10 protein-coding genes and 2 pseudogenes are annotated in these 10,422 nt (G+C 40.7%); 5 read left to right on the top strand and 7 right to left on the bottom strand.

Annotation, left to right across the window (positions count from 1 at the left end; all coding sequences use genetic code 11):
• Nucleotides 1-62: 62 nt before the first annotated feature.
• The 4 genes and pseudogenes from Q0E19_RS11420 to Q0E19_RS11405 all read right to left on the bottom strand — a co-directional run bounded on the left by Q0E19_RS11420 (nucleotide 63) and on the right by Q0E19_RS11405 (nucleotide 3,084).
• The gene (locus tag Q0E19_RS11420) at nucleotides 63-350 is read right to left on the bottom strand and encodes a Maff2 family mobile element protein (RefSeq protein ID WP_294409654.1); all 288 of its coding nucleotides are present in this window, start codon (nucleotides 348-350) and stop codon (nucleotides 63-65) included.
• 98 nt (nucleotides 351-448) lie between these two features.
• Nucleotides 449-2,364, bottom strand: a pseudogene (locus Q0E19_RS11415) (VirD4-like conjugal transfer protein, CD1115 family).
• A gap of 10 nt (nucleotides 2,365-2,374) precedes the next feature.
• Entirely contained in the window at nucleotides 2,375-2,842 is a 468-nt protein-coding gene (locus Q0E19_RS11410; protein WP_294409653.1) for a PcfB family protein, read from the bottom strand.
• Nucleotides 2,839-3,084, bottom strand: a complete 246-nt coding sequence (locus tag Q0E19_RS11405; protein ID WP_294409652.1) for a hypothetical protein — start codon at nucleotides 3,082-3,084, stop codon at nucleotides 2,839-2,841. Before Q0E19_RS11405 ends, Q0E19_RS11410 begins: the two co-directional genes overlap by 4 nt.
• 194 nt (nucleotides 3,085-3,278) lie before the next feature.
• Between Q0E19_RS11405 and Q0E19_RS11960 the strand changes: the two genes are divergently transcribed.
• Entirely contained in the window at nucleotides 3,279-3,455 is a 177-nt protein-coding gene (locus Q0E19_RS11960) for a hypothetical protein (RefSeq protein WP_365905086.1), read from the top strand.
• 3 nt (nucleotides 3,456-3,458) lie between these two features.
• A complete protein-coding gene (locus Q0E19_RS11400) occupies nucleotides 3,459-4,370 on the top strand; it encodes a PDDEXK nuclease domain-containing protein (protein WP_365905089.1) in 912 nt (303 codons plus the stop codon).
• Nucleotides 4,371-4,417: 47 nt separating this feature from the next.
• Here the strand turns inward: Q0E19_RS11400 and Q0E19_RS11395 are convergent, their stop codons facing one another.
• Nucleotides 4,418-4,780, bottom strand: coding sequence for a hypothetical protein (locus Q0E19_RS11395; RefSeq protein ID WP_294409651.1), 363 nt, complete (start codon nucleotides 4,778-4,780; stop codon nucleotides 4,418-4,420).
• A complete protein-coding gene (locus Q0E19_RS11390) occupies nucleotides 4,770-5,198 on the bottom strand; it encodes a response regulator (RefSeq protein ID WP_294409650.1) in 429 nt (142 codons plus the stop codon). Before Q0E19_RS11390 ends, Q0E19_RS11395 begins: the two co-directional genes overlap by 11 nt.
• A gap of 284 nt (nucleotides 5,199-5,482) precedes the next feature.
• On the opposite strand from Q0E19_RS11390, the pseudogene Q0E19_RS11385 reads away from it, so the two are divergent.
• A pseudogene (locus Q0E19_RS11385) lies at nucleotides 5,483-6,581 on the top strand (IS110 family transposase).
• A gap of 461 nt (nucleotides 6,582-7,042) precedes the next feature.
• Entirely contained in the window at nucleotides 7,043-8,887 is a 1,845-nt protein-coding gene (locus Q0E19_RS11380; protein ID WP_294409649.1) for a helicase-related protein, read from the top strand.
• 40 nt (nucleotides 8,888-8,927) lie between these two features.
• Here the strand turns inward: Q0E19_RS11380 and Q0E19_RS11375 are convergent, their stop codons facing one another.
• On the bottom strand, nucleotides 8,928-9,911 hold the full coding sequence (locus tag Q0E19_RS11375; protein WP_294409647.1) for a WYL domain-containing protein: 984 nt from the start codon (nucleotides 9,909-9,911) through the stop codon (nucleotides 8,928-8,930).
• Nucleotides 9,912-10,001: 90 nt separating this feature from the next.
• On the opposite strand from Q0E19_RS11375, the gene Q0E19_RS11370 reads away from it, so the two are divergent.
• Nucleotides 10,002-10,292, top strand: coding sequence for a hypothetical protein (locus Q0E19_RS11370; RefSeq protein ID WP_294409645.1), 291 nt, complete (start codon nucleotides 10,002-10,004; stop codon nucleotides 10,290-10,292).
• Nucleotides 10,293-10,422: the final 130 nt, after the last annotated feature.

Below are 10,422 nucleotides of genomic sequence, written 5' to 3'. Positions count from 1 at the left end.
TGCCATTTTATTTTCCTCCTTTTTTCTATTATACCACGGCTAAATGTTTTCTGTCTAATTTATTATAGACGATACAGGTTGACAACGCCCCAGACACCGACACCTGCACCGATCAGGCAGATAACAGACTTGAGTACTGTGCAGGCTGTGCTGATGAAAGAAGAAGTATCGACTTCACCGGTAGCAGCAAAAGCCTGTGTGGTACACATTGCCGCCATAGAGGACATTACTGTTGCAGTGAGGATTGCTTTCTTTGCGAAGCGGCTTCCTTTGGCGAGCCACTTGTGCTTTGGCTTTGTGCTTTCGACCGCAGTATCAGAAACTGCTGTCATGACATTTACATTTTCCATTGTAATTTCTCCATTCTGTATAAGTATTTATCTGTTGCTGAAAACAGGAATCAAAAAGCTCTGTCGATGCTGTTGGTTTTCTTCGGTATTCGCTGCTTTCAGACAAGATCTTCGTTTTCGTCCGTTTTGTACACATCTACCTTTGTGGTGCTTTTCAGTGTCAGATAACGTTTTTCCCGTTTCCTGACAAAGGCTGCAATGTCAAATTTCGCTTTCGGATTATCATCCAGCAAAAGGTGATAGTGCTTATGTTTTGTAATATCAAACTTATCTGAGAAGAAAGGACGAACACCTCTCAGTTGTAAGATACATTTTCCGCCGTCCATGACGGCTAATTCGTCCTGCGACTTTAATTCCTTGCCAAGTTTCTGATAATTCAGCCCATAGCTTTCAGACTGACCTCTCGTGTTGGAGGTGTTAAGCTGTCGATTGTTTCTTTTCCAAGCGATTCCGAGATTTCCTTGAGAGTGGATTTCTCCTTGCCGCCGAGAAACAGGGTGGTATCGCAGTTGCCCTCAATGGTATCCGCATTATCTTTGTAAATTGCCTTTAGCTGTGATTTTGCCTGCAAGATGATACTTGCAGAGATTTCACGGCTTCGGATTGTTGCGATCAGCTTTTCAAACTGCGGTATTTCGCCGATATTCGCAAATTCATCGAGCAAGCAGCGAACATGGTAGTTCAGCTTGCTGCCCTCTGAATTGTCCGCTTTTGTGCATAAAAGATTGAATAACTGCGAGTACATGATTGCAACCAGAAAATTGAATGTTGCATCGGTATCCGAGATGATAACAAAGAGTGCAGACAGTTCATCGCCCAGCTTGTCCAGACCGAGTTCGTCATAGCTTGTGATTTCTAAAACTTCATCAATGGCAAAAGGGGCTAAGCGTGTGGAACAGGAAATAAGGATCGACTTTGCAGTTTTTCCTGCGGCAAGTTTGTAAGCGTGATATTGCTTGCAGGCGAATGCACCCAGTCGCTTCTGTTCCTCATTCGGCTGATTTGCTTTCATTTCCTGAAATTCATTGCTGATTTCCGCATCATTGGGGAAATCATCGTTGATCCAGCATTCGATAAATGCAAACAGTCGGTCGATCGCATTCTGAAATGTTTCATCGTCCTCACGGCATTCCGAAGAATTGATCATTTCAATCAGCGTTTCAAAGTTTTGTTCTTCCGGTGGATTGATCGTAAAGATCATAGCGATATATGCGGTGTAAAGCAGTTTTTCTGCCTTTACCCAGAAGTCATCGCCGCCGTTTTGCTGAGAACTCTGCGTATTCTTAATGAGAACGTCCACAAATTTCAGAATGTCCTTTTCTCTGTTCTTTTTGGAGATGTAGGAAAAGGGGTTGTAGTGCATGGACTTGCCGAAATCAATGGTATTGAACACCTTGATTCGATAAGGCTGATAGGAAACATTGCCTTTCTCGTCCCTGACCGGTCTGCCACGTTCCAGCATTTTGCCGCATTCAATCAAAACTGTGCCTTTGGGATCTGTCACGATGTAGGAACTGTGCATCTGCATGAGATTCGGCTTTACGAAAAATCTCGTTTTGCCGGAACCGGAACCGCCGATCACCAGAATATTCTTGTTTCTGGCGTACTTCGGGTGAGATGGTTTTCCCATGGTCAAGCCCTCTGTCTGTGTGAGAATGATATTGTTGTCTTTCTCTTTGAAATCCATATATGGTTCAATGTCCTTTTCCGTACCCCATACGGCAGAGCCGTATTCTGTGCCTTGCCGGAACTTCTTTTTGTTGGCGGCTCTCATTTTCATAATGAACTTCATAGCGACACCAACAGCAATTCCAACCAGCAGATCAATCGGATGAAATGACGGAACGATATGGGCAAAAGCTGTGCCGAGATTGTTCAGGGCAGGAAGTATCTTTTCAGAAATGGCTTTTCCCTCAGCTGTCCGGAACGCAAAACAGATGATATTGCCTGCATAACCGAAAATGACATAGGCGAGGTTATTGAGAATGAGTTTTTTTATCTTTCGAGAATCCATTCCAACCACCTTAATGCGTCATTTCCTTAGACTTCTCACGGACTTTTTCTTTCTTCTTTGGCTCATGAGAAACCTGCTTTGCCATATCTTTGATCTGCTGTCGGGTGATTTCAGCACGGGGGTTGAGAAGTTCCTCTTGTTTTCTGCTTGCAAACTCCTGAAAAGCCCTCTTGAAATCTTCCATTTTGCCCGCCTGAAAGAAAACATGATAGGTATCGCTTTCCGGTTCTTTCTTGACGGCATAGTCAATGTCATATTTCTTTGCTACGCTCAGAAAGTCCGCAATGCCCTTGATCTCCACGTTTTCCAGCTTGCCGGAATGCTCCGACAGCTGTTTCATGGAAACTCTGCCTTTTTTCTGCGACTTTCCGGAAAGAAAGTCCTGCATGGCAGATTTCAAAGTATCGACCGTAAATTCTCTGCTCCTGACCGACAAATCAATGGTTTTTCGCAAGCCTTTTTCAAAGTCTGTACTCATGCCGGAAACGCAAATACTGCGTCGATGTTTTCACGAAGCCATCTGGAAAAATCATTCTTGACAGCATGGAACGTTTCTGCATCGTCATACTCTGCAATCACGATACCGTTTTCCGTATCGCCTTTCAGATAGACCATGAAACCGTATCCGCTTCCGTCGTCGTACTCACCGCAGGTGACGCACGAAACGGCATTAGAGTAGTTGAATGCAGTTCCGTCCTGCGAAATGATCGATAAGGTCATACGCTCACTCCTTTCCCGCTTACTATTTTCAGTTTAGCAAAATGGACATATCAAGTTCTGCCAAGTGAAAGTAAGTCGGTGTCAAGTTTTGTACAAAATTTATTCTTCATGGAATTTTGCAAAAGACTATTGAAGAAATCTTCGTTTTATGCTATACTATTTCATATAAAAGATTTTTCGGAAAGGAAAAAATAATGGATAATATCGTTAACATGGGACAAAATGATGTTATGAGTAATTTTACGAAAACAGATAACATCATGAATGATATGCGAAAGATCATAGAGGGTTCTCAGAAAACTGCACATCAGGCTGTAAATACGATCCTTGTTCAGCGTAATTGGCTGATCGGATACCGAATTGCAAGTTAGGAACTGAATGGGGAAGATCGTGCTGATTATGGTGCTGAAGTGATAAAAAAGTTATCTTTTGAACTGACCAAAGAATTTGGAAAAGGCTATACAAAATCTAATTTATACAGCTTCTATTCTTTCTATAAAACCTACCCTGAGATTTTCCAGACACCGTCTGGAAAATCTGCAATCTTGTTGTCTTGGTCACATTACAACGTCTTATTACAAGTGAAAGACAAGATTGCCCGTGACTGGTATGAAAAAGAGGCTTACGAGCAGACATGGAGTGTACGCACATTACAAAGAAATATCTCATCGCAATATTACTACCGTATGTTACAGACACAGAATAGGAATCGTGTTGAGAATGAGATGAAACAGCTTACAGCTGATTTTCAAACGGACAAGTTGGAGTTTATCAAAAATCCTGTAATAGCTGAATTTTTGGGTTTATCATCAAATACAGATTTCACAGAAAGTGAACTGGAATCGAGCATTCTTTCCAATATTCAGAAATTTCTTATGGAACTCGGTAAAGGATATGCCTTTGTCGCAAGACAACAACATATCAAAACGGAGAAACAGGATTACTACATTGATCTCGTTTTTTACAACTACATTCTGAAATGTTTTGTTCTGATTGACCTTAAAACAGAGAAAATTACGCATCAGGATGTCGGGCAAATGGATATGTATATCCGAATGTATGACGAACTGAAACGAAGTGAGGGAGATAATCCGACGATCGGCATTGTACTTTGTTCTGATACGGATGAAGATATTGCAAGATATTCCGTCATGCACGGCAATGAACAGCTCTTTGCATCAAAGTACAAGCTGTATCTGCCAACAGAAGAAGAACTTCGTGCTGAGATCGAAATGCAGAAAACGATGTATTATCTACAACACGATAAAGATGAGAATAACCAATAATAAAAGAAAAAAGACCAACTTAGCTTTTGCCGAGTTGGTCTTTCGTATTATATCAGCTTTTCAATTTCTTTCTCACCAAGTTCAAGGTGATAGTAGATGCCCTGTCTTGAAATGAACATTTCTTTTGAAATTTTGACAATGCTCTCAAATTTGATGTACTTTCTAATGAGGATTTCTCTGCGGTTATCATTTTCAATCTGCTGGATCTTATTGATCATCTGCATCTTAACCAAATTTCCGTTATCAACAATTAATTTCAACGAATTGGTCAAGTCGTCGATTTCCGATTGCAAATGATCCTGCATTGCACTTGTATTAGCTAATGCGATCATACTATCCAACTGAAGCTTCACGCTCCTGATCTTCCGATCAATCATAATGTACTGCCATAAAAACTCTTTACCTGTCAAAATAGTATACCTCCTGCAGATTCTTATTTGAAAAAGTAAAGGTTCTAAATCGCTGCTCACATTCTGTAATAATAGAATTCAGTTGTTTCTCGTACATATAGTCAGGCTGTTTCTTTAGTATATATCTAAACGCACCAACCTCATATCCCTCCACAGCAAATTCCAAATAATTTGTCATGAAAGAGATGATAACAGAATCATCTATCTGCCTTATTCTTTCAGCAACTTGTAAGCCGTTCATTTCAGGCATTTCAACATCAAGAATGATTACTTCATACATTCCTTTTACAAAAAAGCCAAGCAAGTCACGTCCGTTTGAAAACTCATGTACTTGACAATCAGGTATTTTCATATCGGTTAATTTCCGATGAAGTTGTTTCAAGAAAATCGGTTCATCATCACAAATTGCAATGTTCATTACGTTCACCTACTATAATAATATTAGTCGTATAAATCCATGACAAGCCAGCCATGGTTTACACGCGCTTGTTACTTAAGCTATAATGAAAGCAGTGATTGGAATAACGTCAATCACCTTGGGACGCCACGCCCGTACGTGAGACAGTTATCCATGCTTTCGTTATAGCGTTCGATTTTGCAGGTAGAGCTAAGACTTACGCTCGCATCACTCAGTAGGCAGAATAGGTAACGAGGAAAGAATGGATTTATCGATCACAAATTCTATCAGTAGGAGAGATGTATATGAACGCAGTCGGAATTGACGTATCCAAAGGAAAAAGCACAGTAGCTGTAATTCAGCCCTTTGGAGTAGTCATAGCTGAACCATTTGATGTATCGCATACGGAAAGCGATTTAAAAAAGCTTGTGACCTTTATCAAATCATTATCCGGTGAAACAAAGGTAGTCATGGAGTACACCGGAACATATTATGAACCTATTGCTAATGCACTCCATAACGCCGGTATATTTGTATCCGTAGTCAACCCTTTGCTGATTGATGACTACGACACAAACCGTGTCAGAAAAGTCAAGACGGATCGGATTGATGCGCTGAAAATTGCATCATTCGCTCTTGACAAATGGATAAAGCTCTGTGAATATACGCCTGCTGAAACAGTCCGCAAAACACTGAAAATCATGAACCGCCAATGCATCAAGCTGAACAAGATACTTGTGATGCAGAAGAACAGCTTTATTGCATTGCTGGACTGTTGCAAAGCTCTCCTTATCTGCATTCAAAGCCAAATACCAAAGCTGGTGCAAAAAAGAGCGTTACAAGTACAGCGAGTCAAAAGCTGAACAGATTCATTCATATGCAAAGACACTGGTCTGCACGCTGCCTATGACGGAAGCGGTCAAGAAGATGATCGCCGACTCTGCGAAGCTACTCAACTCCACGCTTGAATCTATCGCAAATCTTCACAATGAAATGGATTCTCTTGCCTCCGAGCTTCCGGAATACGCCACTGCCCTGAGCATGTACGGTGTAGGAAAAGTGACCTGTTCACAGCTCATCGCTGAAATCGGAGATGTTACAAAGCTGAAAAGTGGAAAATCTCTTGTTGCTCTGGCAGGCATTGATCCGTCGCCCAATCAATCCGGTAAGGATGATCCTAAATCCAGAAGCATTTCCAAGAGGGGCTCTCCCGCACTGTGTAAAACATTGTTCCTGATCATGACAATATATTTTCAAAGACAGCCTGTTGATGAGCCAGTGTACCAGTTCCTCGACAAGAAACGAACCGAGGGAAAACCATACAAAGTTTACATGATTGCCGCTGCTCATAAATTTTTGCGTATTTATTATGCCAGAGTCAAAGAGGTAATGCCTTTGCAATAGCATATATTCATAAATTCAGATCCGGAGGCAAAGCATAGGCACGGCGCAGTCGCTTGACCTTGACAGGTTATCATAAAAATGCTACAATGACTGCTTCGGCGGTCTTATTGTCGTGTCTATTCTTTCTTCTGTGAAAGTTTTGTGAAACTTTTATTTTACCACTTGACTTTTATTTGCAGGTCTCACATTTATTTTAGGAGTTTATGTATCAACTGTTATTATATCATATCCTCAAACTTTTTTCAATAGAAAAACAGACTATGTACAAATCTTATACATAGCCTTGAATTTTATTATTCTGAATCGTAGTGAAATCACTTATCTATTTGCTGTGTTTATTGTAAAACCAATCGACCGAATTTGCCTGTTTTAAGTGTAGTTAATGTGCCGCAATAGGTACACCACTCAGTAACTATGTAACCGAATTACATACCATGATGCGTTTTTTGGAATATGACTTTTTGAAAGATCATGGACTAAGCAATTTCGACAACTGGGTAATGGTATTCGGGGAACAGAAAACGGAATGGGAACTTGCTCCTGCCGGCAATAAGTTCAAGGAACGCACCCGAATCGCCAACTATACAGGTTTGCCGGAACTGATGAGTATGTTCAAACAGGTTGCCGATGTGCGTACAGCAGATACGCTTGACCTTGCTACGCCGGAAATGAAGTATCACATTGAGAACATCGAAGCAACAGAGTTTCAAAAAACGCTTGTGCAGGAGTTATCCGACCGTGCTGATGATGTACAAAGCGGAAACGTTGACCCCTCTGTGGACAATATGCTCCGTATTACTTCCGACGGCAGAAAGCTGGGACTTGACCCAAGACTGATTGACCCGTCATTTGAGGATAGCCCTGATACAAAGCTGAATCAGTGTGTTAGGAATGTTACGCAAATTTATCACGATACAGCAGAAGAAAAGCTGACACAAATCATCTTCTGCGATCTGGGCGTTCCAAAGAAAAATTCGCAGTCAACGGAGAAAGGAGAAAGTACAGATGAAAAGTCAGCGTCTGAAAGAGAATCTTTAGAGGAGGAGTGTGACTTCTGCGTCTACGATGATATTCGTGATAAGCTGATTCAAAATGGTGTAAAGCCGGAAGAAATCGCTTATGTACATGATGCCAAGACTGAACAGCAGAAAGCTGATCTCTTTGACCGTGTGAATAAAGGCGAAATGAGAGTTCTGCTGGGAAGTACAGGCAAAATGGGTACGGGTACGAACTGTCAGAAAAAGCTGATCGCATTGCATAATCTGGATATTCCTTGGCGACCGAGTGACCTGCAACAGCGAATTGGTCGTATCGAACGTCAGGGCAATCAGAACAGTGTGGCTCATGTCTTTAACTATGTGACCAAAGGTAGCTTTGATGCATATCTCTATCAGACACTGGAAGCAAAGCAGCGTTTTATCGGACAGATCATGACCTCGAAAACGCCTGCAAGAACTTGTGAGGACGTAGATCAGCAGGCACTCAATTATTCTGAGATCAAAGCACTCTGTACGGGAGATGAACGTATCAAGGAAAAGATGATGTTGGATAACGAGGTAAAGGAACTGAATCTTCTGAAAGCAGAACATACCAATACGGTATTTGATATGCAGCAGACAGTTGCTTCCACTCCTGCAAAAATTGAAAAAGCAGAGGAAAGGCTGGAAAATCTGAAAGCAGACCGTGAAACACTTCGTCAGCTTCCGATAGATGAAGAAACAAAACTACCCGTATTCAAAATTACCATTGATGGCCCAGAATATACGGACCGTAAAGAAGCAGCACAGGCTCTTGAAGATGCGGTACTGGATTTTGTTAAAAAGAGTTCTGACAGTGAAAAGGAAATCGGTGAATTTCAGGGATTCAAGCTATCCGTCAAGGCAGTGATGCTTGGCAATGAGCCTGACATTTCCATTACCATGAAAGGCAATGCTGAACATAAATGTGCTTTAACAAGCAGCTTTTCTGCCAATCTCAAGCGTATGGAATCTACGCTCTACAAAATTGACCAGACGATCAGTGATACACAAAACAGCATCAACAAGCTTAAAATGGATTTGGAAAATGCTATGCGTATTGTTGATACTCCGTTTCCTCATCAGGCAGAACTTGAAGAAAAAACAGAACGGCTTACTGCTCTTACCGAAGAACTTAATCAGGCAGCGATGGAAGCCAAGAAAAATGCTCCTGAAAAACAGCGTACCTGCTATTTTGAAAGGGCTAAGCTGAAAAAGGAAGCCTTTAAGGACAGACAGAAAACGACTAAGCCGAAAGAGAGAAGTCAGGACAAAAACGAAATAGAATGATAAAACAGGCACTTCAATTTTTACGAAGTGCCTGCTTTCGTTAATTCATATATTGTTGCACACAGCTTTCATAGAGAACTTTTGTGTATCGTTCTTTCAGTCTGATCGGACTTATGATCTCTACCTTTCCCCTGAATGAAAATATCCAGGAGAAGAACGGCTGTGGATATTCCGCTTTTACAGGAACGTGAATGATGAAATGGCGGTCGGATTTCTTGTCCCTGAGCATGAGAACTGACTTCCCGAACCGGTCGATCACGATGTTACAGTATTTGTTCTCCAATGGCAAGCGTAGTGTGACGTACTCACTCTTTCCGCTAAACATAGAAAAAGATGATTTGATGTACTGTTCCAGATTCAGCTTTTCATCCAGATATTCTCTCGCTGAATTCACAAGCCTGATGTTTCGCATTCGATCAAGACGAAAGTTGGTGTATGTATCGGCATATTTTTCATAATACGAAACAACATAATAGCATTCTCCGCTCATCACCAATGCAAATGGAGAACAAAGTCGTTCCTCTCCTCGCTGAACCAAATGCTTGTTTATATCGCAATCATAGTAGTCAAAACTAATTTGCTGATTACTGCGAAAAGCAGAATTTATAACGTCAATATTGTCGAAGATTTGCTCGTTATCCGACTTTACACGATTGGTCAGCATGATCTTTCTTCTGAGCAGAGGTGCTTCATAAATACTGCACAGGCTTTCCAGCAATTTAAGCAGCTTTTCTGAATCATCGACTGTCAGAAATCGAAAAGATGCAATTGCATCGGCAAGTATTTTTAAGATGCTGAGTGAGAAAGGACGTGATCGCAAATGATAACCTTTGTTGTGGATGTATTCTATCTCCATACCACTTGAAATCAATGCGTCAATATCATCTTTTATCGTTATTTTATGTGCTAGATAGCCAAAGGAACTGAGATAGTTTCTAATTTTTTTCATTGAAACATAGTTATTTTGATCTGTATATTTGATAAACATTTCTCTTAAACATAGTAATCTGCATTTAGCGTTCATTTTGTCACCTCTTATTTATTGTATTATGTATCTGTAGAATGGGTTTACAAGAATGGTGACTCTGGTCAACAGAATCTTTCTATCGTCTATGTGAATGGTATCAGAAAGCAGTGGCTCTTTTATCCTGATTACATCATTAAGACTACCGACGGAAATATTTGGATCATCGAAACTAAGGGTGGTATGCAGGCTGGTCACACCAAAAATATTGACCGTCAGGTCGAAAATAAGTTCAATGCATTTAAGGAATACGCCAAGAAGTACAACCTTCATTGGGGCTTTGTGTGTGACATTGATGAGGAATTGTACATGAATAATACAATCTACACTGAAGATATGTCAGGAGATAATTGGATTCCACTGGATGATGTGCTAAAATAAATTCTTATCTTTAAATAAAATTAGAAATGAGCTACTGCACATAATGCAATAGCTCATTTTCGTATATTCCAAATCAACCTAATTGTTCTACAAATCTTGCAAATGCTTCTTTTCCTTGTTTATCTCTCTT

It is taken from the genome of uncultured Ruminococcus sp. (assembly GCF_934476685.1).
Lineage (GTDB): Bacteria > Bacillota > Clostridia > Oscillospirales > Ruminococcaceae > Hominimerdicola.
This window is presented reverse-complemented; position numbering and strand designations above follow the sequence as displayed.

Bases quoted from the DNA above. Each gene is read 5' to 3' on its own strand.
- Q0E19_RS11960 (WP_365905086.1), top strand. From the start codon at position 3,279: ATGGATAATATCGTTAACATGGGACAAAATGATGTTATGAGTAATTTT.
- Q0E19_RS11410 (WP_294409653.1), bottom strand. From the start codon at position 2,842: ATGAGTACAGACTTTGAAAAAGGCTTGCGAAAAACCATTGATTTGTCG.
- Q0E19_RS11420 (WP_294409654.1), bottom strand. From the start codon at position 350: ATGGAAAATGTAAATGTCATGACAGCAGTTTCTGATACTGCGGTCGAA.
- Q0E19_RS11390 (WP_294409650.1), bottom strand. From the start codon at position 5,198: ATGAACATTGCAATTTGTGATGATGAACCGATTTTCTTGAAACAACTT.
- Q0E19_RS11375 (WP_294409647.1), bottom strand. From the start codon at position 9,911: ATGAACGCTAAATGCAGATTACTATGTTTAAGAGAAATGTTTATCAAA.
- Q0E19_RS11405 (WP_294409652.1), bottom strand. From the start codon at position 3,084: ATGACCTTATCGATCATTTCGCAGGACGGAACTGCATTCAACTACTCT.